The organism is Acidimicrobiales bacterium (assembly GCA_036378675.1).
Lineage (GTDB): Bacteria > Actinomycetota > Acidimicrobiia > Acidimicrobiales > Palsa-688 > DASUWA01.
This window is the reverse complement of the sequence record DASUWA010000005.1, coordinates 63,765-88,291: the sequence shown is the minus strand read 5'-3', so window position 1 is coordinate 88,291 and position 24,527 is coordinate 63,765. Positions and strand designations below refer to the sequence as shown.

Sequence of the window (24,527 nt, the reverse complement as noted above, 5' to 3'; positions counted from 1 at the left end):
GGCCGCTAGTACGACGGCGGCAGGTACTCGGCGCCCACGAATCGCTCGCCCGAAGGCTCGAGCACCCAGACGGATCCTTTCGCCTGGCGGGGCTCGGAACCTAGGTCGAGGCGATCCTCGTCGGCGAGCGCGGTCAGCACCTCGGGGATGACGTCCCCGTGGGTGCACAGCGCGACGTCCTCGCCTGCTAGAGCCCGGATCAGCTTGAGCGCGTCCTCCGCGCGGCCCTCCGCGAGCTCCTCGTGGACCTCGATGGCCAAACCGAGGGCGGCCGCCGCCGGCTCCAGGGTGTGAACGCAACGCAGGTACGGGCTCGACAACAACCTCACCGGCCCGTACTTCTCCACCACCCGAACCAGAGCGTCCGCCTGTCGCCGGCCCTTCTTCGAAAGTCCCCGCTCCTGGTCGGTTCCCTGCCAGTCGCGGCGCGGCCCGGCATCCGCATGGCGGATGAGGAGAACCGGCATACCCGAAGTTTGCCATGCGTTCAGGACGTCCCGCCCCGGGCGTTCACCCGAATGCATGTATCAGGTGACAGCCGCCGAGCGCCGCGCCCGCTTACCCTTGCCGCATGTCAGAACCAGTCCCGATGGGCCCCCTGCGCCGCGGCGTGCGGGAAATCGGGCTCGGTCTCATCACCCTTGGGGTGATCGTTCTGCTTTTCGTGGCATACGAACTGCTCGGGACCAACATCGCGGAGGCGCACAGCCAGTCCAACCTCAAGCGGTCGTTCTCCTCCGCCGTTTCCGCGAGCAAGACCTCCGGGTCCGACGCCCCCACGCTGGGGTCGGGCGCCGGGGCAACGAACTCGGACCTACCGCCGGGAGGCGCGATCGACCACCTGGTCATCCCCAGGATCGGAGTGGACAAGTACGTGGTTCAGGGGATCGGCGAGGCCGACCTGCGCAGAGGGCCCGGCCACTATCCCGAGACCGTGATGCCCGGGCAGATCGGCAACGCCGCCATCGCCGGCCATCGCACGACCTACGGGGCGCCCTTCTTCGACCTCAACCAGATGAAGGACGGAGACGACATCTTCCTCACCGACACCCAGGGGAGGCGATGGGACTACAGGGTGACCCGCAGCTTCGTCGTCACCCCGACGGACGTGTCGGTGCTGGACCCGACGCCGATCGCGCAGTTGACGCTGACCACCTGTAACCCGCGTTTCTCGGCGACCAACCGGCTGATCGTTACTGCTCAGCTGTACGGCCAGGCCCCCTTGCCGGCCCCAGCGCCGCCGACGGTTCAGTCGGCCCCGAAGCTCGTCGCCGACAAGACCCTCGGGCACGGCAACTCGAACGCGTGGACGCCGGCGATCCTCTACGGCCTGCTCGTCGCCGGTCTGTGGGCGATCGCTCGCATCTTCATCAACCGCACCCGTCGTTGGTGGCGTCTCGCCGCCTACGTCGTCGGTATCGGCGTGAGTCTCGTGCCGCTCTGGTTCTGCTTCGAGAACGTCTCGCTTCTTCTGCCTCAGAACATCTGAGTCCGTCGCCGTTGGGCTCGAGGTCCTGGAGCTCAACCGGCCCGCCGCGTCCCTGCTGCGCAGGAAAACGACGGCGGCCCGGTCGCTCCTCTCGTCCTCGGCCCTCGGACGTCGTCCTGTGTCCAGCAGTGAGACTCGAGCTGCAGCGAAGTCCGGAGCTCGACGGCCGCTTCATGGGCCCACAAGGGTCGCAGAGCCGCCTCTCACTCCGTTCGGTCAAGGCGGCGAGGCGACGGCAGAAACGGAGCCGAAAACACCGCTACCCCAAGGATCTACGACCTCTGGAAACTCTTAGCCTTTCACCAGGGTCCTGCGAGATTAGTCCTTCAGGCCAGACGGCCATCTGCCCATCAACTGCGACGAGAAGCGCCCACAGATCAGTGCTCTCCGGACGGAAAGCGGCGACGCAAGCTGAATCCCCGCGGAATCAGACGCACTCCTCAGGCTGGCGACCGAAAGGAGTGAAAGGCGCCGTCGCCTACCCGTTGCGTGTCTTCATTAGGCACGACGTCGCTGCCTAGTACCCGCTGGATGAAGTTCAGCGCAGTCTGGGCGACCTCACGCCAGCCGTGGTCGATTGTGAGGGCGTGCCCTCGGCTCGGGATCTTCACGATCTCCGTGACTCCAGGATTGCGGGCTTGCCGCTTGTAGGCCGCATTGGCGAGCGCCCACGGTACGGTGTGATCCCTCTCGCCCTCGATAATCAGCAGCGGGCCTCGATCGGGGTTCTTCGTGTTCACCTTCGCTTGCGTCCACGGGTTGACGTTGGCGAAGCCCATCTGTGTGAGGGAGATCCCAGAGCCGGCGACGTGAAAGGTGTGGTAAAGGTCCTTCGCCTCACGCGCATCCAGCGCGTTTGCCCAGCCGTAGGTGAACTGCTTGAACGTAAGCGTGATCGAGCGGCCGCGCGTGAGCGGGTTGATCAGGAACGGACCCGACGACCTGAGCACTGGGGGCGGCAGGGGCAGGACGCCGCGGAAGACTCCGGGGTCGATCGCCACCGTGGCAGCCGAGAGACCCCGGCCCGCGAGCATCTGGGCCAACAAGCCCCCAGTCGAATGCCCCATGACCACTGGTTTCTCATCCAACCCGTCGATTATCTGTGTGGTGTGATCGGCGACCTGCTTCAAGGTCTTCCTAGCGAAGACCTTCGGGTTCGCCCGGGCCGCTTCAACCGTTGCCGGATCGTCGGGCCAGTCCGGCGTCAGCGGTGCGTAGCCGGCCTGCCGGAGGAAGTCGGCCCAGTTTGCCCAGCTGCTCGGCAACAGCCATAGGCCGTGGATCAACACGACCGGCTTCTTGCCGGACGCGTTCGCGGCCTCGATCTCCCCCCGCTCCCGTTCGGAGATTGACGTCACGGTGAACTCCTCCTTGCTCGGTGGAACGACATCGTCGTGTCCTCTGTCATGGCTTCACCGTCGCACAGCTCGCCCTGGATCGCCTCCGTTGGACTCCCTAGTCCCGACACCTACGCGAGACTGAGACCCGTCCATCGAAACATCGCCGCGAGCCTTGCCCGCGCTCCCTGTGAACCACTCCTCGTAGCACGTCGTGCCGAGAACGGCGCTGTCGCCGGGCAAGAGTGACTGGTGGTCGAGTTCAGTCCCGAGGTAGTGGGCGTACGGATCCCCGACGACGACCCGTTGAACTCCGCGACCGATTAGGTGTCGCTGCACGAGCTCGTTGAAGCAAAACTGCTCGGGGCCGGCCACTTCAATGGCGCCCACAACGGGACCGGCCAACGCAATCGTGGTCACGGTAGAAGCCACGTCGCTGGCAGCAACCGGTTGGACCAGCACGGGCGGGAGCAGGACCGTCGAATAATGTGTGGCGTCATCCGCTATCCCGGCAATGCTCTCAAAGAGCTGCGTGGTGCGAACCATGGAAAACGGGATCGATGAGTTCGCAATGAGCTCCTCTTCTCGGTTCTTCGCTCGCAGGTAACCGCTATCTGGCAGGCGGTCGCCGCCGACCACGGAAAACGCGACGAGATGGCCTACGCCCGCCCTCAGGGAGTAATCGAGGATGTTGCGGGTCGAGGTTTCAAAAAACCTGAGGAGCGCCGCGTCATCGCGGGACTGCGACTTACACACAACAATGACGACCGCCGCTCCTCGGACGGCCTTGGCAAGTCGTTCGCCCGTGAGAGTGTTTGCATCTAAGGCCGCCACAGCCTCGTAACCCCGGCCGCGGAGTTTCTCGACGACCATAGAGGCTACGAAATCGATGCCTCCGACGACGACGATTCTCTTCATGTCGCTTCCGTGCTTTCTCGGGGCACTGTCGGCGCATCGCTCACCGGCACGTTATCGATCGCGTGTTCCCAAGGCCGGCCGTCCTGGAGTGTTCGGTCGCGGGCGCTCCCGCTCGCTGGTTGTCCAACGAAAGCGTGACCGATCGAAGCTGTCGAATGTTGGTCAGACATTGGCTCCCCTTCCTCGTGGATCGACAAACACATGCTCGCGGGAACGCCAAACAATCGAGTCCTGGTAACACCCCAGTTGAGGCCCAAAGGATCGACCGCCAGATACTTCGAGGCCCGGTCAGACGCTTCAGACTTGGAACGGTGGCTCCCGAGCAGGATCAGAGGTCAAGCGTGGTCAGCGAAGCGCTGGATGCCGATCTCGTGAACGGCCCAGGAGTGCTGAGGTCGGCGAGCCACTCGATACGGTGGACGACTGCGAGAAGCTCTTGAGAGGTTGTCCGTAGCTGTCCGGCTTCCATTTTGAAGTCAGAGAGGCTGTCGGTGACAGCGGATAAGCGAACCCTGACCTCTTCGAAAAGTCTGCGCCGGTCAAGCACGGCGGGAGAATCGGTTAACTGGTCGTCGGCATCACTCATAATGATCCCTTCTCATCGATTGGTGACGATTCGAAGGGGGCGTTGTCCCGCTCTGCTGCCCCGATCTGCTCAAGTGCTGACTCGGCGTCAGCGCGGTTGTCAAACTCGGCGACAATCACCTCGCCGTCGACGGGGATGGACCCGTATATCGCCCAGGTCTCACCGCCGATCGGAACGAGACCCGATACAAGAACGCCCTCGTCGAGGACCTCTCGGACAACTTTTTGTTCGGCGTCGGTGAGATCACGGCATGTTTCGGGCATGGCAACTCCTTTTCGATTAACGGCGATGGGGTCAACGAACCGCGATCCCGAGCATCGTGGGGTGACAACGCCGGACCCCGCATGACCAGGGCGCGTAACGCGCGCCGGACCTGGGCTCACGTCGGGTTGCCTGCGTTTCGTGCGAGTGCGGTAAGTTCGGCCGGCTGGCGTTCCACCGGGGCGAGGCGTACGAGAGCCTGAGATGGTACGAGGAGGGCGGTCCCGTTCGGGAGATACACCGTCACCGATCCCGTAGGCCGGACTTGTTTACTGACGCGAACGTGAACATAAGCGTCATTGTCGTTGGGGTCAGGCCACCATCCGTCTGGGAAGGAAGCGAAAAAGGTATCGCCGGCCGGCTCGCCGGATCCCGCTAGCACGCTGCGCATCTCTACGACGCCTTACTCGCGGACCGCGCCAACCAGTCCTCGTATCGAGTCCCGCCCAGCCGGGCCCCAGCATCGGGCACCAAGGAGCGCTCGTCGAGTTCGGTACCGAAGTATCGAGCGTGACGGTCTTCCACGACAGGGCGCGGATCTCCGCGTGCGATCAAGTCCCTCCGGACCAGCTCGTCGAAGCGAAACTGTTCGGGCCCGGCCACTTCGAGCGTGCCCATGAGCGGAGCTCCAACGGCGACCTCGCTCACGGTCAAGGCGACGTCGTCCGCGGCCACGGGCTGGAACAGCACCGATGGCAATCTCACGTTTCCCCCCTCGGTGGCAGCGTCCTCGATGCCGCCGATGAATTCGAAGAACTGGGTGGCGTGCACGATCGAGTAGGGGATGGAAGATCTTTTGATCAGGTTCTCCTGTGCGACCTTCGCCCGCATGTACCCGCTGCCGGGCAGGCGTTCAGTCCCGACGACCGACAACGCCACAAGGTGACCCACTCCCGCACTGGCGGCCTGGTCGAGGATGTGCCGGGTCGAGGTCTCGAAAAACTCCACCACTGCCGCGTCCTCGAAGGATGGAGAGTTGGACACATCGACGACGACCGCCGCACCCTTGAAGGCAAGCCCCAGTCCTTCGCCGGTGAGAGTGTTCACACCGGAGTTGGGTGAGGCCGGGAGAGCGTCGTGCCCCTTTTGCTCGAGGTCGAGAACCACCTTGGAACCGATGAGGCCAGTACCCCCAATGACGGTGACTTTCATGATGATCCGTCCTTTCGGATTATTGGACGAGTTCATCGTCGCTGCTTCGCCTCGTGAATCGAGTCCGTCTAACTCCCCAGTCCGATTTCCCGCGGGACCACCGGGGAGCGCCCCGACGAGATGTCGAGCCACCTGGCCCGATTCACCGTCCGCAGGCACACGTTGGGGTGGCGGGGGCGGCGACGCACAGCTGAGACAACTCAAGACTCAACGTTGAATCGCTGGATCGCAATCTCGCGGGGCGGCCCGAAAGCTGAACTACCTTCCCATTCGCCGGTCTCGTCGAGCACGGGAGCGACGCTGTACTGCTCCTCGACGTGGTAGAGCGCACTGTGCTCGCTGACAAAGACCCGTCTTACCTCGAACCCCAGGCCGTTGTGGAGCTCGGCGGTGCTGACGATCCACACCTGCGGCTGACTGTCATTGTGAGGGACAGTGCTGTTCTTTCGGTTGGCGCCTGGTTTCCGACGCGCGGCAAGGTGCGTATCACCTCGTTCGGCGCTTGATGCAAAAGGCGTCACCTCTGAACTCGGTTGATCAACGACAATTTTCTGGTTGTCTGTGCGTCTTCAAAATGCAACTCAATACTCATACCATCAACGTCGCGCAAACGGCGTTGGATCGCCTCCGTAGAACACCCCGGTCCGCGCTCACGTTGACGATACGCCGGCTCTTCAACGCACATCGCCGAGATCGCCGCTTAACTCTTCATAACCCGGGCCGTCGGATACCGGCAGGGGAAGGCGGCCATCAAGATCTACTGACAAGTTGCAGAGACCCTCCCGGAGTGCAGACCTACTAAGGCCTCGACCCTGGGAGGACGTCGCTCGCGTTACGGATCACGCCACTCCCGACTGGGGCATTCCACTGATGCGATCACAGCTGTGCGCAGGTGACCATGCTTCGCGTCGAGCTTGCGTCTGCAAGGAGCACCATGAGCACTATCGCCGCCGAACACGGCATGACATCTTTCATGAAGACTGGTACCGACAGATTGAAGGGAACGTGCGATGCAACGGAGTGACGTGGTGGCGACACTGCATAGTGCTCATTTGCCGGATATTGCGGAACTTGCGGAGCATTCTCTACCTGACGAAGTCGAACTCAAAGAGGTGCAAGACCTGTCAGCACGCTACGGCGTGACTCGGGATGTCCTCACGGACAGGATGGGCGGCAGTCCCTGAACCAGCACGAGCGTCCGCCTAATGGCGGACCTCACCGCAGCTGGATTGCCCCGGCACCGTCTTGTACCTAAAGGCCGCCGGGAACGCCGCCTGCACACCGCTGATCAGAGAACACCACGGCGCCAGGAGGGTCGGAGCACGGCAAGGGTACGCACGGTGTTAGCTCAGGTTAGGCGGGTGTCTCTTGGTCGACCCATCGTTGGAACACGTCGGTTCTGGCTTCCGGCCACGCGCCGTCGCAAGGCATGCTTCCAGAGCGCAAGCGATCGAGGATGGATCGGGCATGCTCCTTGACGTCGTCGTATGACCAAAGATCGAACGCGAAGGACATCGACTGACGGTCGCGTTCTCGGAAGAGGGGGCGAATGTGGGTTCCGAAGCTGAGGGGCATGTCCGGGCGCGGGAGTTCTGGCTCAGCCTGTTCCGTGCCGCTAGTTGGTTCCGTGGGCGCTTGTGGGGGTCCGGCCGGGCCCCAGTCCCACTTGGTCACCGAAGCGTCGGTCTGGCGGGATGCCCATTCGATGTAGGAACTGAAGGCAGCCGAGAAGTTCGCGTCGGTGAGCAGGCCGGTATCTCTCGCTGATTGCCAGATGAGGCTCACCCAGCGTTGTCGCTCGGCCTCGGAAAAAGCGTTTCCGTCGTGCGCGAACATGATCCCGGCGCAATCGGGGTGATCTTCCGGCGGGAGCGAGGGCCCGCCGAGGGCGTCCCCGATCAACGAAGCTAGACGTTCGGGTAGATCGGCTGTCGCGTCGGCGAACAGCGGAGCCAGCAGAGCGTCCTGCGGGATGTACTTCTCGAACAGCAGCCGGGTCACCCGGTTGAGCGCCAAGATGCCCCCGCTCCACTCGTACAGGCTCGGAGACCGGGACGGGTCCGGTAGGGGGTCGCGGAACTGGACGTACCAGTGCATTCCGCTGCAGAACGGTTTGTTCTGGGATTGGCCACATCGGCATAGGGCGTAGTGCTCGGTAGAAACGCCTGTATTTCTGACAACCGGGTCACCCGTCGCCTCTAACAGTGGAACAGACCCGGTCACTCGGTAGGGCCCGTCCTTGGAAACCGTGACGCGAGGCGGGCGCCGGTTGTGCCAGTCGACTTGGTCGCGCTCCTCGCCATCTTCGATGGCGAAACTCAAGGCGCCGGACGGACAAGCCCGGACTGCCCTGATGATCTCGTCGGCCCGCGCTCCGCTCGCGGCCACGAAGGGCTCCTTGTCGACTCGGAAGGCGGCCGGGATCCGGTCGGTGCAATAGCCCGAGTGCTGGCAGATCCCGCGATTGTCGAAGACGGTGATCGAGACGCCTTTGTAGGTGTCGCGACGATCGGGGACCCGCTTCGGGTCCTTGGAATCCTCGAAATCGGCCAGCGCGTGGCTGCCGTCGCACCACGGTTTGTCCCTTGATTGGCCGCACCGGCAAACAGCCATCTGTGGCCGACCCGGGATCGAGTCCCCTAGCCCGTCGTTCAGTTGCTCGACATTCGTAAGCAAATAGGGTCCATTGCGGACAAGCTGGATCGACATTGGCTGGACCACCCCGATGCTGGCGAATGTGTCGAGCAGCCGGGTGCGCTCGCCGTCATCTCTGCACGTGAAGGAGAGCGCTAGGTCCTGCAAGGCAGCGGTCGCTTCGAGGACTTCAGGAGCGGCGTCCTTTAGGGCGGCTCGGATCTCGCTCGCCTTGACGGCAAGAGATCGGATCTTCTGATCGGCGTCTGAGGGCCTTTCTGTACCACGCGAACGGTATTTGTCCCGGAGAGCCACCATTGGCTCGCTGATCTGCTGGCAGAGCGCTTCGGCGATCGGCCGGAGCACCCTCGATCGCAACCTGGACAGGATGTCACGAAGACGGTGGCGGGCGGCGACGACATCCCGTTCGGATCCGACAGCGCACCCCAGGACGGACAGCGTCAGGTCGTAGGCGTCTGCAAAGAGCCCTGCTAGGGCCGAGATCGATGAGGCATCGCCGGCCGCTGCAAGACCGCCCTCGGCTCGTCCCGGATCTCTGCTGCTGCTCTCGTCAGGAGGCTGTGATCGGGTGATCTTCTCAACGAGCGCTATGGCGGAGGATGTGTCCACGATCCCGGCCAACGGTTGGCGCCGCTCCTCGGGTGCATACGTCGGGGACGGGTGGGGATCGACGAGGAGTCCCTCGGTGGGCACGGCCAGCACGAGCTGGCTGATCTTGTGGTAGTCGACAGCCGCCGTCAGGTCCGACGCGGATCCAAAATCTGGCGGTTCGATCTCGGTATCTCCGTTGACGCCAACGAGCAGGTCGGCCACGTCGACCAGAAGCTCGAACCGTCGCTCCCATTCCGCAAACAGCGCCCGACGCGAGGCCCCCTTGGCGGCTTCTTCTTTAGGCTCCGACGCCGCTTTGAACAGTGCCTCCACCGCAGGGGTTTGTTCGATCAGCAGAGCTGCCCTCAACGCATCGATTAGCCGGCGAACTGGTCCTTCTACCTCAGGATTGGCCCTGGCTCTCTCGGCGCCGCGGCGGCGGTGGCGCACCGTCACTTCACCGGTGTGGTTGCGACCCCCCCAACCCGCCCGGCACGTGGCAAGTTGATGCGCGAGCATCAGTAGCGCTGAGCTAACCGGTTCGAGGCGGGCGGCGACGTCAGGTGGTCCCTCGCTTCTGAGGCGATCCGAAAACGCGGCTGCCTCGCGAATGCGCTCCTCGATCAAAGCCCACGCCGCATCCCGGTGAGGAAAGACGTAATCGCTCTCGTAGAACAGTTCGAAGCTCGGTCCCGCGGACATTCCCGGGAAGGTGTTCCCGACGGGAAGCTCCGTTACTAATTGGCCGAGAGGTTTGATCACGTTGAACATCAGACCGAGAGTGACCTTGGCTAGCGACGTCATTTCGGGCTCGGTCTCTTTGGTGTGCGCAAAGTAGCGAGCCAGAGTCTGCAGTAGGACCTCGTAGCTGACGTTGAACAGGTCGACGCAGCGACCCGTGAAATGATCTTCAATGAGAGGCGTGTTTTGCTCTCCTTCGCTTGGCCTGACGGTGGCCGGGAGGACCGAGCGCGCCGGCTCGAAGTCCGGGTTCGCCCGCTTGAGCTCCTGGAACTCGTCGAGGACCTCGACGAACGACCCGAAGTGGGCATTGCGCCAGTCGCCACGCGGACCCTCCCCCTGCTCGAGGATGGTGTCGATCGCCTGTTGCGCCGAAGCCGCATCGACAACCTGGACGAGCTGCGACCACCCGAAGTGTGGCTCGGAGGCCTGCGCTTCGGGAGGCCCGACGAACAGCCACGGCTCGCCGTACTTGTCGCAAAGGTGCTTGATGCCCTCCTCGATCGACCGGTACAGGTGCCCGACCGTTGCGAAATCCTGTAACCGGGGGACGATCTCGCCTTCCTGCATCACCGGGGCCGCCCGCTCGACAGCGGCGAGGCCAGGGGCGTCGGCGAGGTCCATACCCTCTGGTCTCTCGAGGAACATGAAGTGCTCGAGGGCAGCCTCGCCGAAGGGCAGCAGAGTCAGTATCACCCCTGGCGGATAGTGGCCGGCGGGTTGCGGGAGGTTAGGGCGGCTCAGGTGGGGCGCCGCGCCAATCGCCGACAGGATGTTCTGCACCAGCGCGAGGTGGAGCATCTCCTGGGTAGCGATATGCGATACAGCCTTCCGCCACCCATCCACCGCAGCCAGTTCCTCGACTGTCAAACCCTCGTCTGTCCTTTGCTTCAAGGAGAATGCCGCGAACAGGTACTCACACATGAGCGCGTGCTCGAGCTCCGCGGCTTCGCAAAGCATGTAGATCAGCGCTTCTCGGTGCTCGATCACGAAAGGAGATTCGGGTGCGGCGTGTCCCCCGCGTGTCGCGATCACCTGGGCGAGCGCGCCCTGGCCGGCCAAAGTCTGAGTCATGAAATTCCTCCATTACCTCGCATCTCAGCAACAAGCTCATCGGCTCGCCGCGCATTTCCGCTGCGGCACCCAGCCGGGGCGGATACGCCACTGATTCGGTGGACGCGGAGCTGGGGCACTAACGCTATTTCGCCGCCGTAGCCGAAAATGCCCGAGTCGGGAGCCCGGCGGGGGTCATCGAGGCCAGCTCAATCGGTTTGGAAGGCTTGACGAAGGAAGGCGGTGGCCTGGGCTATGGCGGCTCGTGTGGCCCTGGTCTGGCTGAGCGCGTTGAGCATCATGAAGTCGTGACAGGTCCCGTCGTAGCGAACGGTCGTGACCTGGACGCCCGCGAGACGTAGCTTGGCGGCGTAGGCCTCGCCCTCGTCTCGCAGCACATCCGCCTCATCGACAATCAGGAGGGTGGGGGGGAGCCCCCTTAGCTGCTCGATGGTGGCGTTATTTGGCGATGCTGTGATCTCCAACCGTTGCGCCGGATCGGCGATATAGGCGTCCCAGAACCACTCCATGCCGTTGCGGGTGAGCCAGGGACCGTCAGCAAACTCGTCGTACGAGGCTGTATTCATGGCAGCATCGGTAACCGGGTAGTACATGCCGACGTGGACGAAGCGCACGTCGCCGCGTTGTTTGGCGATAAGGGCCAGGGCTGCAGTCATGTCGCCGCCAACCGACTCGCCGACCACCGCGATCCGGCTGGGATCCAGGCCCTTGGACGCGCCTTCGCGGGCGATCCATTGAGCGGTGGCGTATCCCTGCTCGATCGCTACCGGGTAGCGCGCTTCGGGCGAGTTCGGATACTCAACAAAGGCCAAAGCAGCATTAGCGCCGACCGCTAGCTCTCGTACAAGCCGATCGTGTGTGCCGGCGTTTCCCAGCACCCAACCACCCCCGTGCATGTAGACGATGGCGGGCAGGATGCCCTGGGCGCCCTGCGGCTTGATGATGCGTACACGTGCGTCACCGAAGGAGGAGGGCACTGTCGTCCACTCCTCGTCGATAGGCAGCTTGACGACCGGTGTCGCGGCCTGAAGATCGTCAAGGACTTTGCGGGCGGCTGCATAGTCCAGCTGATAGACGAACGGCGGTTTTGAGGTGGCCTCGGCCACTTCCTGAACGGCGGGCTCAAGAACGACCTTGTTTGTAAGCAGTGACATTGACAGTGCTCCTTGCAATCGCTGGGTTTCCCGAGTTGAATCCTGCATCGATCGACTAGCTATCGAGTCTGTGAAACTCCCTAGTCGAGCTGTGTGCCACGCGAACCTCGTACCTCGGTCGGATCGCGGCATCAGTCCGGCGAACTGCCTGACTCGCAACGGCCGGGCAGGAACTCCTTCCGGAAACCCGAGTGCCCGGAGGGCCGAAGAGGGTCTAGGCAGGTATTGGTCCTTGCTTGACCCGTGGGAGCGCCGTGCGGAGTTCTTTACGCGAACTTATTCCGAGCTTTGCGAATACCTTGCGCAGGTGGTACTCGACGGTCCGAGGGCTGACGAACAGCTGGGCGCCGATCTCCGGGTTGCTGTACCCCTCGCGAGCGAGCCGGGCAACTTCGGCTTCCTGCGCGGTGAGATCCTCGCTGGTATCGACCGTACGCTTGCGAACCGTCTCACCAGTCGCCAATAGCTCGCGCCGGGCGCGCTCGGCGAACGCTTCTGCGCCCATGCGACTAAACATCTCGTGGCAAGCGCGCAATTGCTCGCGGGCGTCAACGCGACGGTTCTCACGACGCAGCCACTCGCCGTACACGAGCCGGCTGCGTGCCAACTCGACCGTCGCACGGCTCCGCGCCAGCCGTTCAACCGATTCCTGATACACGGACTCGTCGTCGGTGAGTAGCCCCCGGCAGCGGGCTTCGATCCCCAGCGCCCACTCGGTGCCGCTCGCCTGTGTGCGTTCGGTCAGGCACTCGAGCGCGGCGACGGCTGCATCGGAACGACCGCTGCGGACACCGGCCTCGATCAACTCGACCAGCGCCCAGCCGTAGCCAATAACCTCCTCGCGCTCGCACGCCTGCCGCGCAGCCGTGAGCGCCTCGCTGTAGTGGCCGTGCCCGTTGTACAGCAACGCCCGAAGCCCCCAAACCATCCCAACCGCCGAGCCCTCGCCCCGCTCCGTCGCATTCCGCCAACCCCATTCGAACAGCGCTTGGGCCGGCCCCTCGTCGCCGCGAGAGGCGGCCAGCATGGCTGCCGAGTACTTGAGCGGCGGGAGTCCGGTCGCCTGCGTGATCGCATCGACCTCGTCGATCAGCACCGCAGCTGTGGCGAACGCGCCCGAATGGACATTTAGCGCGGCGAGATAGTTCAGTGCGATCGGGAGTAGGTGAAGCTCGCCCGTGTCGCGCGCCCGGCGCACGCCGCGGGTCGCAAGTAGGTGCCAGAGCTCGTCGTCCCAGAGATCTTGGGCGAGGCGGCACGCCAGCCACAACCACCGCCGGTCCGATCCCACGCCTTCGGGTTCGACGAACAAGCGCAGGGCCTGCGAAAGCGGCTCGACTGCGGCCGCGTACCCCTCAGTGAAGCGCGTCACTAGCGCGTCGAGAAGCACGTCGGCTGGGCCCGGCTCTTGCGGTCGGTTCGACGCCCGGGCGGCCTCAGCCACCTGGCGCTCATCGGGGCCCACGCCCAACCGTCCAGCGAACATCGCCGACGCCATCGCCTCTAGGTAGGTCTCCCGGGCCATCGCTGCATCGAGGTGATCAAGCCCCCTCGCGGCCTCGAGCAGGAGCGGCGGCGCGTCGCGCCCGCGCTGGCGGGCGAACACGATCTGCGCGCCCAACCGGTCCAGCCGGGCGCGCTGAAATCCGTCGACCGGCCCAAGCTCGGCGGCGGCTAAGAGCTCGGACGCCGACCCGGCATCGGCAACGTCGAGCTTCGCTTGGGCGGCCGCGAGAGAGCGTTCGACGCGCACCGCGGGATCCGGCGTCAGCTCGGCCGCACGCTGCAGGAACGCGGCGGCCGCAGACAGCCCACCGCGTGCCTGCGCCCGGTCAGCCGATCGCTCCAGCTCGCCGGCCACGACCTCGTCGGGCCCGTCGGCAGCCCGAGCGAGATGCCAGGCTCGTCGATCCGGGTCCACTCGCGCGTCCGTCGCACCGGCGAGCGCCCTGTGGACCTCGCGTCGCGCGGCTTCCGGCGCGGCCCGGTAAGCCGCTGACCGGACGAGCGGATGGCGGAACCGCACCCGGGCGCCAATCTCCAGCAAGCCAGCGGCCTCGGCCGGCGCCGTCGCCTCGGGCCCGATGCCGATCCTCTCTGCGGCGCGCCACAGCAGCGTCACGTCGCCAACCGGCTCCGCCGCCGCCAGGAGCAGCAGCAGCCGGGTGTCTGTCGACAACGATTCCAGTTGCCGAACGAAGCCCTGTTCGATACGGCTGGTCAGCGGCATTTCCCCGGGCAGCCCAAATCCCCCCGCCACTGCCATCGGTGTCAACCCGCGCGGCAGCTCAAGGAGCGCGAGGGGGTTACCACCTGCCTCGCCCAGGATCCGATCCCGCACCTTGGCGTCGAGCAGACCGGGGATAGTCGCGTCGAGCAGAAGCCGGGCGTCAGCGGGCGGCAAACCTTCGACCATGAGCTCCGGCAACCCCTGGAGCTCGTTAGCGTCGTCGGATCCGCGGAGCGCGAACACCAATCCCACCCGCTCGGCCAAAAGCCGTCGCGCCACGAAGGCGAGGGTCTGCGCGGACACTCGGTCGAGCCACTGCGCGTCGTCGACTACGCACACAATCGGCTGCTCCTCGGCGCCGTCGGCCAACAAACTCAAGACCGCCAACCCGACCAGGAAGCGATCCGGCGGGGGACCGGCGCTGATGCCGAACGCCGTGTTCAACGCGTCGCGCTGCGGGCCCGGCAGACGCGCGAGACGGTCGAGCATGGGCGCGCACAGGGTGTGCAACCCGGCGAATGCGAGCTCCATCTCGGATTCGACGCCCGCCGCCCGGGCAATCCGGCATCCCTCGGCAACGGCTGCCAGATGGTCAAGCAGGGCCGTCTTGCCGATTCCGGCCTCGCCGCGAAGTACGAGCACACCACTCTGGCCAGCGCGCACTCGCCCCACGAGTTCTTCTAGGACGTCGCGCTCGCTGCCGCGGTCGAGCAACCCCGAGGCCGGCAGGTGAGGGGCATGCCTCATGCTGGTGCCGCGTTGTCCTGGGCCACGACCTGGCCGCCATCGCTGGAGGCTAGCGAAGGTGCGGTGACGAGATACGGCCCAGGGCGGCACAGCAACCAATACGCCAGCCCACCAAACGCGATCGACGACAGCCACGAGAAGTCCACACCGTTAGTAGCCCGCGAGATCGGACCCTGGAACAGCGACGCACTGCCGTGTTCGAGCGTCCATCCCGCCACCAGCCCGACCCCCAGCGCGACGAGCGAGCGCCAACGAATGTCGCCATAACGCGATGTCGCAGCAGACGCGTACAGCGCGGGCACGTCGGCCCGGTCGCGGTTGAGAACGAAGAAGTCGATGATCACGATCACCCCCCACGCGGCCGTCCAGATCACGAACGAGTTCATGTAGTTGGTGAACGAGGTAACAAACTTGGTTGACTCCAGGAACCCAACCATGACGGCACTGGCGACCACGCCGCTGATAACGCTCCCCATCCAGCGTTTAATCTTGATACCGCCCGCCAGAAAGCACAGCGGCGCCGAGTAGACACACTGGATGTTCCCGGCGACGGCGCCGTGGATGATCACCAGCAGGACTGGGATCGTCATCACCCCGAATAGCGAGGCGACGAGCTCAGCGGGGTCGCTGCGGGTCGAGCTGCTGGCCATCGCGGCGCCGAGAACACCGAGCCAAATCACCGCGATAAACGTGCCACTCGCGGACGCCCAGTACAGGCGCTTCTCGGTGACCTCGCGCCGCGTAAACCGCGAATAGTCTGAAGCCCAGGGCGCCCAGCCGAGCCCCAGGCCGATCCCCACCGCAGTCATCAGCTCGCTCGAAGCGGTGATGAGCCCGGACCCGTGTACGGTCGAGCGGTTCCACACAATGTGTCCCTTGCTGAACGCCAGAACCGTCATCACCGCCATTACCGCAGCGAATATCGGGACGGTCCACTTTTCGAACGTACGAATGGCGTAGAAGCCGAGCGTTCCGATGACTATCTGGATGATCATGATCACGGCTGCGACGCTGTATTCGGTGGTGTGATTGTTCGGCAACCCGAGCTTGTGGAGGCAGTAGGTGGCCAGGCTGAGGACCACGTAGGTGTTCAGCCCGATCCACGACAGGGTGATAACGCCATTGATGATCGATGGGAGGTTGTTGCCCCTCCGGCCGAACGCCATCCGGCCCATGGCGAACTGCGACACGCCAGTCCGCTTGCCCATCAGGGTAAAAGCGCCGAAGATCAGCGCGCCCACAGCCTGCCCAACCGCCATGATCACGATCGACTGAACCAAACTCAGGCCAAGCTGAGGCCCGATCGCTCCGGCCACCCATTGAAGCGGAGAGATATTGGCGCCGAACCAGATCCAGAACTGCTGCCAGGCCGTCGAGTCGCGGTCGCCATCGGGTATCGGCTCGATCCCGTGCTGATCGACCGATAGCGCCCGAACGAGCTCTCCGACATCCCCCAGTTCCGTAGCCGACATGGAACCTCACCGTTGTTAGACGGCGCCGGCCCCGTTAGAACCGTTAAGAGACAAATTTTGGCTTTGAGTGGCGTTACGACGGGGGCCCTCCTCTACGCTAACCCCGGCAGGCCCCGGGAACAATGGCCGCGCCAGGTAGGCGCGTCCTATCCCTAAAGCCCACGGCTTCGAGGAGCCGAACCGTTTGCTCACGGAGCGGCCTAGGGTGATTCCCGTGACCGCTCCACAAACGACCGACCTCCAGGGCCGGTGCGAAGTGTTGCGGTCGCTGCATCGCCCCGGGGTTCCTCTCCTGCTTCCGAACGTATGGGACGTGGCCACCGCGAAAGCCGTGGTCGCGGCCGGGTTTCCCGTGGTCGCGACCACCAGCGGCGGAGTGGCCGCGACGCTCGGCTACGCAGACGAGGAGGGTGCACCAGCCGATGAGATGTTCGCCGCAGCCGCGCGGATAGCGAGGGGGGTCGAGGTGCCCGTGACTGTCGACGCTGAGGCCGGGTACGGGATGCAACCGGTCGAGCTGGTCGCTGCGCTGCGCAGCGCGGGGGCGGCGGGGTGCAACCTCGAGGACACCAACCATTCGGCGGGAGGCCTCCGAGATCCGGACCGGCATGCGGAGTGGCTCAGGGCGGTTCGTCAGGCCGCGTCGGAGGATGGATACCCGCTCGTGATCAATGCCAGGGTCGACGTCTTCCTTGGTCCATTCCTCGCGGGCGCTGGGCCCGGGACCCAGGAGGAGCTCGTTCCCGAGGCGCTCAGGCGGGCAACTGCTTACCTCGAGGCCGGAGCAGACTGCGTCTATCCGATCGCCCTGTGGGAGAGGGATCCGCTGCGCCACTTCATCTCAGACATCCACGGCCCGGTGAACGTTGTGCGCGCACCCCAGACGCCATCGCTGGCGGATCTGGCCGCGCTAGGCATAGCCCGCGTCAGCTGGGGGCCATTCCTGTACTTCGATGCGATCGCTCGGTTCCAGCAACAGCTCGACACGCTCCAAGGCTGATCGGACGACTGACCGGGTCGGCCGGATGCGAAAAGTTTGACTCGCGGACGTCGTCCTGTGTCCAGCAGTGAGACTCGAGCTGCAGCGAAGTCCGGAGGTGAACGGCGGCCACCTCGTTTTCCGGCGTTAGCCGGGACGGGGGGCCGTTGTCCAACTCCCGGTGTTGGCTGGCGCGGCTAACTCACTGCGAGCTGCAGTGCGTCCACCAGCTCGACGTCGCGCGGGTAGCTGAGCAACGACCGGGCTTCGTCGAGCTCGACCCACCGCGCGTCGTCGACCTCGTTGGCGCCGGCGGGCTCGGTTCCGTCGGCGACCGTCATCGCCCAGTAGCGCACTCGCTTGTGCTTGCCGCTCTTGTCCAGGTAGGTCGTGGAGGGGAGCTCCGGCCCGAGCCGCACGGCAAGGCTCGCCTCTTCCATCACCTCACGGACCGCCGCTTGCTCGTCGGTCTCGCCAGTGTCCAGCTTCCCCTTCGGAAAAGTCCAGTCGTCGTAGCGCGGGCGGTGCACGAGCACCACCTCGATCCGCGTGTCGCAACGGCGCCATACGACGCCTCCCGCGGCAAGCACCAAGGTGGGATCGCTCACTGCGGCGTGCGGGCGCCGTGGATCGCCTCGGACTCCCGCCAGCGCCTGGACCGGGCGACTGCCCGCTCCTGCAAAACCTTTTGCGCGTTGACGCCCTCGAGAGTCGGCACCTTCAGCCAGCCCGAGGACGGGCCGAGCTGCCACGAACCCACGTCGTCGCTGAGCTCAACGTCGAGGATCTCCCTCAGCCGACCTTGCAACTCCGCCGGGCCTACCGGCACGACTACCTCGACGCGACGGTCCAAGTTGCGGTCCATCATGTCAGCCGACCCGAAGTAGTACTCGCCTCCCGAGCGGCCTACTCCCCCGGAGCCGTCGGGATCGCTGCCGGCGCCGAAGTAGTACACCCTGGAGTGCTCCAACCAGCGTCCGACAATGCTTCGCACCGTTATATTCTCCGACATCCCCGGTACTCCCGGCCGCAAGCAGCAGATCGCCCGCACTAGGAGGTCGATCTGCACGCCGGCCTCGGACGCCTTGTAAAGCTCGTCGATCACCCGCTTGTCGACCACATTGTTGAGCTTCCAAACGATGCGCCCGCGCGGCCCGAGCATCGCCTCTCGCTGGATGAGCTCGATGATCCGCGGTCGCAGATTCGCCGGCGCAACGATGATCCGCCGGTAGTCGAACTGCCGGCTGTACCCGGTCAGGTAGTTGAACAGGTCAGTTAGGTCGTTGCCAAGCTCGTCGTCGGCCGAGAGCATCCCGATGTCCTCGTACATGCGAGCTGTAGTCGCGTTGTAGTTCCCGGTGCCGATGTGGCAGTAGCGCCGTATCCCGTCACCCTCCTGCCGGACAACCAGCGACGTCTTCGAGTGGGTCTTCAACCCCACCAACCCGTACACGACGTGCACTCCCGCCTGCTCCAGCGCCTTCGCCCATCCGATGTTGGCGGCCTCGTCACCTCGCGCCTTCAATTCAACGAGTGCCGCGACCTGCTTGCCCCTCTCGGCGGCGCGTATGAGTGCGCGCACGATCGCGCTGTCGCCGGAAGTTCGGTAGAGCGTCTGCTTGATCGCAAGCACGTCCGGGTCGCGCGACGCCTGGACGACGAATGCTTCGACCGACTCGCTGAAGCTTTCGTAGGGATGTTGGACCAGGATGTCGCCCTGGAGCATTGCGGCGAATATGTCGACCGACTCACCGTCGGTCGCAGACAGCCTCGCTGGCGTCACGGGGGAGAAAGGCTCGTCCTTCAACTCTGGACGGTCCATCCCGTAGAGCACCCACAGCGCGGTCAGGTCGAGCGGACCCTCGACGTCGTACACGTCGTCCGGCTCGAGGTCCAGCTCACGCGTCAACAGCGTGCGGACCTCGTCCGACATCGTCAATTCGACCTCGAGGCGAACCGCCCGGCCGAAGCGCCGGCGCCGCAGCTCCATCTCGACCGCTTCGAGAAGGTCGTCCGCCTCTTCTTCCTCGAGGGTGAGGTCGGCGTTCCGGGTAACCCGGAAGGCGTAGTAGCTCTCGATCTCCATCCCCGGGAACAGCAACGCCAGGTGCGCGGCGATCACCTGCTCCAACACGACGAACCTGTGGCCGTCCGGCATGGTGATCAGCCCCGGAAGCACGGGCGGGACTTTCACGCGAGCAAACCGCCTCTCGCCGCCGACGGGATCCCGGACGATTACCGCCAGGTTGAGCGACAGGTTGGATATGTATGGAAAAGGATGCCCCGGGTCGACTGCCAGCGGCGTCAGGACGGGAAAGATCCTCTCGGCGAACATGTGCTCGACCCAGGTGCGGTCATCATCGTCAAGACTTTCGAACGAGACGAACTCGAGCCCGTGCTCGGCGAGCTCCGGTACAACCTGTTCGTGAAAAGCCACCCGCCGGCGCTCGACGAGGTCCTTGGTCCTATCCCGGATCGCCGTCAGCTGGTCCGAGACGGACAACCCGTCCGGAGCCGTTCCCGAAAGGCCTGCGGCTTGCTGGTCCTTCAGTCCGGCGACGCGGACCTGGAAGAACTCGTCCATGTTGGCGCTGAAGATCGCCAGGAACCGGACCCTCTCGAGCACCGGCAACTCAGGATTTTCGGTTAGGGCAAGCACCCGAGAGTTGAAGTCGAGTGTCGACAGCTCCCGGTTGATGTAGCGCGTCGTGGGTGCGCTGGCCTCCGCGCCGTCGAGCGCTACGCGCTCCACCGCACTGTCGGAGGTCCTCACCATCGAATCAATCGCCTTGTGCGTCTTCTTCGGGCTGGCCCAGGTCCCACTCCAGGATCAGATTCTCGCGCTCGGCGTCTCGCACCACCCGTTCGCGGTTTCGCCTGAACTGGGGGTCGTGCGGGGGTAGCAGCAACAGGCGGGCCAGTGCCCGCTGACGGAACTCCTCGATCACGTTCCGGTCGCCGAAGTCCGAATCGACCCGCCAGTGGGGGGCGACCGGTCCCTGGTAGACGATCCGCACGTGACCTTTCGGAGGGCCCTGCTCTTCTATGGGCTGGGTCGACATGGTCGTTCAAGACTACTGGTGTTTTCGGATTCGATTCGCAGCGCTGATGACTGCCTCCAGGGAGGCGTCGAGCGTGCTGGAGTCGATTCCGACGCCCCACACCCGTCTTCCGTCGTCGGCCGTGACCTCGACGTAGGCGGCGGCGGTCGCCTCGCTGCCGGCCGTCAGGGCGTGCTGGTGGTAGTCCTCGACGGCGAGGGCAACGCCGAGCTCCGATTGAAGTCCATGTACAAGCGCATCCACCGGCCCGTTCCCGTGCCCAGAGATCGTCCGGTGCGTCCCGTCGACGAGGACCTGCGCGACGACCGAGGTCCCTTTTTCGGCTCCCGAGGAAACCTCGGTGGAGATGAGACGGATTCCGTCCTCATCGAGGCCTGTGTCGTCGGGCAGATAGGTGCTTGCGAACACGTCCCACAGCTCGGCTGCCTTGATCTCGGTGCCGGTCGTCTCGGTGATCGCCTGCACCTGCTTGGAGAACTCGACCTGGAGCTTCCGCGGGAGGTCGAGCCCGTGCTCGGTGTCCATCAAATAGGCGACGCCGCCCTTCCCAGACTGGCTGTTCACCCGGATGATGGCCTCGTATGTTCGCCCGACGTGCTTGGGGTCGATCGGCAGGTACGGCACCTCCCACGTCTCGTAGTCTCCGGGAAGCGCGTCCATTCCCTTCTTGATGGCGTCCTGGTGGGAGCCCGAGAAAGCGGTGTACACGAGGTCGCCGACGTAGGGGTGGCGAGGGTGTACCGGGAGCCGGTTGCAGTACTCGGCGACTCTGCGCAGTGCGTCGATGTCGTGGATGTCGAGCTTCGGGTCGACCCCCTGGGAGAAGAGGTTCATCGCCAGGTTCACCACGTCGACGTTGCCGGTCCGCTCGCCGTTGCCGAACAGAGTCCCTTCCACTCGGTCGGCCCCGGCGAGTTGGGCGAGTTCGGCGGCTGCGACCGCGGTTCCCCGGTCGTTGTGGGGATGTACCGACAACACGATCGTGTCCCGCCCGTGGATGTGCCTTCCGAACCACTCGATCACATCGGCGTACACGTTGGGCCCGTACATCTCGACGGTGTTAGGCAGGTTGATGATCATCTTGTTGTCGGTGCTCGGCTCGATGACGTCCATGACGGCCTCGCAGATCTCGACTGCGTAGTCGGGCTCGGTACCGGTGAACGACTCGGGTGAGTACTCGTAGCTGACTCTGGTCTCGGGGATGGTTTCCGCGTACTTCTTCACGAGTCTCGCGGCGCTCGTCGCAATGTCGGTGATGCCCGCCCGGTCGAGACCGAAGACGACCCTTCGTTGCAATTCCGAAGTCGAGTTGTAGAAGTGAACGATCGCGTGGGGCGCACCGGCGATCGCTTCGAAGGTGCGCTCGATCAGCTCAGGGCGGCACTGGACGAGAACCTGGACGGCGACGCCGTCGGGGATGCGATCCTCTTCGATGATCTGCCGGATGAAATCGAAGTCCGGCTGGGACGCAGCGGGAAAGCCGACTTCTATCTCCTTGAAACCCATGGACACGAGCGTTTCGAAGAACTTCAGCTTCCGTTCTGGGTCCATCGGGTCGATGAGGGCCTGGTTCCCGTCGCGCAGGTCGACGCTGCACCACGTGGGCGCAATTGACAGCTCGCGATCGGCCCACGTCCGATCGGTGAGGACGAGCGGCCGGAATGGCTTGTATCTCTGGAAGGGCATGTCGCAGGGAGTCGGGTATGCGTATGCAGCCATCGGAACCTCTCGTCGGTATCGGTCTTTTTTGATCGGGCGGTCAGCGGAGCGGGTGGTCGGGGCAACAAAAAACCTCCTGGCCCTTCGGGCGCAGGAGGCTCGGCGAGCACCTATGTGGTGCTCGCCTACATGAGAAGGAGGAGTCCAGCGTTGAGGCGGAGCGCGGTCACGACCTTGATGCTACCACGGGCTCAGAGTGCCCGCCATAGGCGATCATTTGGCACCAACGTCCCTCTCCGTGTCCCGTCACCATGACATCGTGGTCGCCGGCGAGCAGCTGGTGATGTAGCCCGACTCCTCCGGCCGCTCGAACACCGATTGCACCGCGACCCGCCCCGGTCCCCACATGCGCAGCCATACGTTGCGATAGCTGTAGTTGCGCCCAAAGCCGAACTGGACGCCGCCGGAATTTGGGTACTCGATATGCAGCTGCATCCCGACGCCCGGGTCCTTATAGAGAAGCGAGCTCGGCTGAATGCAGATTGTCTCGCCGGGACCGAGATCTCGGATGAATGTGTTCCCAGGCGAGTGAAGGAGAAGGAGCCCAGGACCGTCTTGGGCGCCAAACAGATCGAGGAACACCCCCATCGGGTAATGGGTCTCTTGCTCGTTTCCGGAGCCGGTCGTGATCCACACGTTCGATTGCTGCCAGGTGTACCCGACGTTGGTAGTCGCGGCCAGGAATCTGTGCTCGCGCACGATGACGGATTGCCCGTGCTGGAGAGGAAGAGCGAGGATCTCGCCGGGCGCGTCTTCGGACAGAGCGATGTGACCGGAAGCTCCCGCTTCGAGCATCACCAGAGGCAGGCCGGCCCGCATTCTGTTCCACCCTCCGGCCATCGCCGTCGTTCCCATCTGAACCGACGGCTCCGTCCAGAGGAGAGTGTGGTGGGAGAAGTAGATGCGCTCGCCGCCCGCGAGGCGGAAGTCCGCGGTGGGCACGAACTTGCCTTCGATTTGAACCGTCGACTGGCCGAACTGGATACGGGCCATGTCGGCGATCGGCGGCTGCTTCTCCCATCCGGAACGGCTGACCGCCGCGGCGACGTCGACGGGCGCTCCGCAGTGCGGGCAAGCGGTCAGCGCGCCGGCGCTGAAGTCGCTCTGCAACCGGCAATACCGGCAGGTGTAGATCGAAGTCGGGGAGGTCATGTGGCGGCTCGGAGCTTTCCCTTGACTCGGGTGTCTAAGAAGTGTGCCTAAGAAGTGTGCCTAAGAAGTGTGGTGATGGACGTACATGGACTGGATCCCCACCCGTCCGGGCCCGGTCATCTCGGCGAGAAACATCCCATGCCGCATGAGGCCCGTCTTGACGTTCTGTTGAACCGTGTTCATCGTCACCGACGAGTCCTTGTAAAGGAAGCCCCCGGGTTCGACCATGATCTTCTCGCCGGCGCCCAAGGTTCGCTCGAACACGTTGCCGTAACCGTGCAGCAGAAGAATGCCGGGTTCGCCTGCCGTCACGAACCGGTCCATGTACATGCCCTCGCCGTGCAGGATGTTGTTCATGCCCGTGATCCGCTGAAACGAGTAGTTGATCGAATGGGACGCAACGAGGAAGGCGTGCTCTCGCACGTCGATCTCCATCCCAGGATGCAATGGAAGGACCACGAGCTCACCGGAGGCGTCACGCGAGAACGCAACTCGTCCCGGACCGTGCGCGATCGTCACCACCATCGGCATCCCGCCGAGCAGCCGTTTGATTCCTCCCGACATGGGCAGCGCTGAGAGCGGAGTTGATTCGTCCTTCCAAAGAAGGACGTGATGCTCGAAGTACACCGAGTCCCCGGACGCCAGGGCGATCTCCGCGACCGGAACGAGTTCCCCCTCGACCTGGCAGGTGCTGTTCGAGAATCGGAATTCGGTCATGTCCCGCAGGCGAGGTGCCTCCCGCCATCCCGAATCGCTGACTACATCACGAGCATCGAGCGGGGCACCACAGGTTTCGCAGGTGGTCCGGCTTGGGTCGTTCTGAGCGTTGCACCAATGGCACTGGAGCCGATCCATATGCGCGGACGGTACCAGTGCCTGCCGGCGTAGAAGGTGAACGCCGCCCCGGCGGTGAAATCTGGAGCGACGCTGGTTTAGCTGGCGAATCTGGGGAATGAGGGGCTATGAGGGGCCGGGAAGAAGCGCCTGTTGGCGGAGGATTGGGCGACCAAAGCGTGAGTCCGGGTGGAGCATCGGGTAGGATGTTGCCCTCGAACACAAGTGCCGTTTTGCAACGTCAGGGCATGGGAGAGGTTGTCGGTCGTAAGGGGCCAGGCAACCAACGGGCGGTTTCTGACGTACTTACCGTTATTGAAACCCCCATTCGCCGCCGATACAGGATGCAACCAGTGCTCGACACGAGAAACGGA

At 64.3% G+C, this 24,527-nt stretch carries 19 protein-coding genes; 2 read left to right on the top strand and 17 right to left on the bottom strand.

Annotated features, from left to right (window positions below):
• Positions 1-5 precede the first annotated feature (5 nt).
• Positions 6-467, bottom strand: a complete 462-nt coding sequence (locus VFZ97_01585) for a phosphoglycerate mutase family protein (GenBank protein HEX6392101.1) — start codon at positions 465-467, stop codon at positions 6-8.
• A 104-nt stretch (positions 468-571) separates the two neighbouring features.
• On the opposite strand from VFZ97_01585, the gene VFZ97_01580 reads away from it, so the two are divergent.
• A complete protein-coding gene (locus VFZ97_01580; GenBank protein ID HEX6392100.1) occupies positions 572-1,489 on the top strand; it encodes a class E sortase in 918 nt (305 codons plus the stop codon).
• Positions 1,490-1,929: 440 nt separating this feature from the next.
• Here the strand turns inward: VFZ97_01580 and VFZ97_01575 are convergent, their stop codons facing one another.
• The 10 genes from VFZ97_01575 to VFZ97_01530 all read right to left on the bottom strand — a co-directional run bounded on the left by VFZ97_01575 (position 1,930) and on the right by VFZ97_01530 (position 16,407).
• The gene (locus VFZ97_01575; GenBank protein ID HEX6392099.1) at positions 1,930-2,847 is read right to left on the bottom strand and encodes an alpha/beta hydrolase; all 918 of its coding nucleotides are present in this window, start codon (positions 2,845-2,847) and stop codon (positions 1,930-1,932) included.
• A gap of 54 nt (positions 2,848-2,901) precedes the next feature.
• Positions 2,902-3,744, bottom strand: a complete 843-nt coding sequence (locus VFZ97_01570) for an NAD(P)H-binding protein (protein HEX6392098.1) — start codon at positions 3,742-3,744, stop codon at positions 2,902-2,904.
• Between the two features lie 328 nt (positions 3,745-4,072).
• The gene (locus tag VFZ97_01565) at positions 4,073-4,330 is read right to left on the bottom strand and encodes a hypothetical protein (GenBank protein ID HEX6392097.1); all 258 of its coding nucleotides are present in this window, start codon (positions 4,328-4,330) and stop codon (positions 4,073-4,075) included.
• Positions 4,327-4,593, bottom strand: coding sequence for a hypothetical protein (locus VFZ97_01560; GenBank protein ID HEX6392096.1), 267 nt, complete (start codon positions 4,591-4,593; stop codon positions 4,327-4,329). Before VFZ97_01560 ends, VFZ97_01565 begins: the two co-directional genes overlap by 4 nt.
• A gap of 391 nt (positions 4,594-4,984) precedes the next feature.
• Positions 4,985-5,779, bottom strand: coding sequence for an SDR family oxidoreductase (locus tag VFZ97_01555; protein ID HEX6392095.1), 795 nt, complete (start codon positions 5,777-5,779; stop codon positions 4,985-4,987).
• A gap of 164 nt (positions 5,780-5,943) precedes the next feature.
• Positions 5,944-6,150 (bottom strand): hypothetical protein, encoded by a 207-nt coding sequence (locus tag VFZ97_01550; GenBank protein ID HEX6392094.1) that lies wholly within the window; start codon positions 6,148-6,150, stop codon positions 5,944-5,946.
• A 946-nt stretch (positions 6,151-7,096) separates the two neighbouring features.
• Positions 7,097-10,804, bottom strand: coding sequence for a ferritin-like domain-containing protein (locus VFZ97_01545; GenBank protein HEX6392093.1), 3,708 nt, complete (start codon positions 10,802-10,804; stop codon positions 7,097-7,099).
• Between the two features lie 188 nt (positions 10,805-10,992).
• Complete coding sequence (locus VFZ97_01540) at positions 10,993-11,958, bottom strand: alpha/beta hydrolase (protein HEX6392092.1); 966 nt, start codon at positions 11,956-11,958, stop codon at positions 10,993-10,995.
• A 214-nt stretch (positions 11,959-12,172) separates the two neighbouring features.
• On the bottom strand, positions 12,173-14,935 hold the full coding sequence (locus VFZ97_01535) for an AAA family ATPase (GenBank protein ID HEX6392091.1): 2,763 nt from the start codon (positions 14,933-14,935) through the stop codon (positions 12,173-12,175).
• On the bottom strand, positions 14,932-16,407 hold the full coding sequence (locus VFZ97_01530) for a cytosine permease (GenBank protein ID HEX6392090.1): 1,476 nt from the start codon (positions 16,405-16,407) through the stop codon (positions 14,932-14,934). Before VFZ97_01530 ends, VFZ97_01535 begins: the two co-directional genes overlap by 4 nt.
• A gap of 214 nt (positions 16,408-16,621) precedes the next feature.
• Between VFZ97_01530 and VFZ97_01525 the strand changes: the two genes are divergently transcribed.
• On the top strand, positions 16,622-17,407 hold the full coding sequence (locus VFZ97_01525; protein ID HEX6392089.1) for an isocitrate lyase/phosphoenolpyruvate mutase family protein: 786 nt from the start codon (positions 16,622-16,624) through the stop codon (positions 17,405-17,407).
• A 176-nt stretch (positions 17,408-17,583) separates the two neighbouring features.
• On the opposite strand, the gene VFZ97_01520 is transcribed toward VFZ97_01525, so the two are convergent.
• From VFZ97_01520 to VFZ97_01495, 6 genes are all read right to left on the bottom strand, one after another.
• A complete protein-coding gene (locus tag VFZ97_01520; protein HEX6392088.1) occupies positions 17,584-17,994 on the bottom strand; it encodes an NUDIX hydrolase in 411 nt (136 codons plus the stop codon).
• On the bottom strand, positions 17,991-20,159 hold the full coding sequence (ppk1, locus tag VFZ97_01515) for a polyphosphate kinase 1 (GenBank protein HEX6392087.1): 2,169 nt from the start codon (positions 20,157-20,159) through the stop codon (positions 17,991-17,993). Before ppk1 ends, VFZ97_01520 begins: the two co-directional genes overlap by 4 nt.
• A 7-nt stretch (positions 20,160-20,166) precedes the next feature.
• Positions 20,167-20,448 (bottom strand): hypothetical protein, encoded by a 282-nt coding sequence (locus tag VFZ97_01510; GenBank protein ID HEX6392086.1) that lies wholly within the window; start codon positions 20,446-20,448, stop codon positions 20,167-20,169.
• A gap of 12 nt (positions 20,449-20,460) precedes the next feature.
• Positions 20,461-22,167, bottom strand: a complete 1,707-nt coding sequence (leuA, locus tag VFZ97_01505) for a 2-isopropylmalate synthase (protein HEX6392085.1) — start codon at positions 22,165-22,167, stop codon at positions 20,461-20,463.
• A 246-nt stretch (positions 22,168-22,413) separates the two neighbouring features.
• Positions 22,414-23,319 carry an AIM24 family protein gene (locus tag VFZ97_01500; GenBank protein ID HEX6392084.1) on the bottom strand — a complete coding sequence of 302 codons (906 nt, stop codon included), beginning with the start codon at positions 23,317-23,319 and terminating at the stop codon, positions 22,414-22,416.
• Positions 23,320-23,379: 60 nt separating this feature from the next.
• Complete coding sequence (locus VFZ97_01495) at positions 23,380-24,036, bottom strand: AIM24 family protein (GenBank protein ID HEX6392083.1); 657 nt, start codon at positions 24,034-24,036, stop codon at positions 23,380-23,382.
• Between the last annotated feature and the right edge of the window lie 491 nt (positions 24,037-24,527).

Bases quoted from the DNA above. Each gene is read 5' to 3' on its own strand.
- VFZ97_01565 (HEX6392097.1), bottom strand. From the start codon at position 4,330: ATGAGTGATGCCGACGACCAGTTAACCGATTCTCCCGCCGTGCTTGAC.
- VFZ97_01500 (HEX6392084.1), bottom strand. From the start codon at position 23,319: ATGACCTCCCCGACTTCGATCTACACCTGCCGGTATTGCCGGTTGCAG.
- VFZ97_01510 (HEX6392086.1), bottom strand. From the start codon at position 20,448: ATGTCGACCCAGCCCATAGAAGAGCAGGGCCCTCCGAAAGGTCACGTG.
- VFZ97_01545 (HEX6392093.1), bottom strand. From the start codon at position 10,804: ATGACTCAGACTTTGGCCGGCCAGGGCGCGCTCGCCCAGGTGATCGCG.
- VFZ97_01530 (HEX6392090.1), bottom strand. From the start codon at position 16,407: ATGTCGGCTACGGAACTGGGGGATGTCGGAGAGCTCGTTCGGGCGCTA.
- VFZ97_01580 (HEX6392100.1), top strand. From the start codon at position 572: ATGTCAGAACCAGTCCCGATGGGCCCCCTGCGCCGCGGCGTGCGGGAA.
- VFZ97_01570 (HEX6392098.1), bottom strand. From the start codon at position 3,744: ATGAAGAGAATCGTCGTCGTCGGAGGCATCGATTTCGTAGCCTCTATG.
- VFZ97_01555 (HEX6392095.1), bottom strand. From the start codon at position 5,779: ATGAACTCGTCCAATAATCCGAAAGGACGGATCATCATGAAAGTCACC.
- VFZ97_01540 (HEX6392092.1), bottom strand. From the start codon at position 11,958: ATGTCACTGCTTACAAACAAGGTCGTTCTTGAGCCCGCCGTTCAGGAA.
- leuA (HEX6392085.1), bottom strand. From the start codon at position 22,167: ATGGCTGCATACGCATACCCGACTCCCTGCGACATGCCCTTCCAGAGA.
- VFZ97_01585 (HEX6392101.1), bottom strand. From the start codon at position 467: ATGCCGGTTCTCCTCATCCGCCATGCGGATGCCGGGCCGCGCCGCGAC.
- VFZ97_01495 (HEX6392083.1), bottom strand. From the start codon at position 24,036: ATGACCGAATTCCGATTCTCGAACAGCACCTGCCAGGTCGAGGGGGAA.
- VFZ97_01535 (HEX6392091.1), bottom strand. From the start codon at position 14,935: ATGAGGCATGCCCCTCACCTGCCGGCCTCGGGGTTGCTCGACCGCGGC.
- VFZ97_01560 (HEX6392096.1), bottom strand. From the start codon at position 4,593: ATGCCCGAAACATGCCGTGATCTCACCGACGCCGAACAAAAAGTTGTC.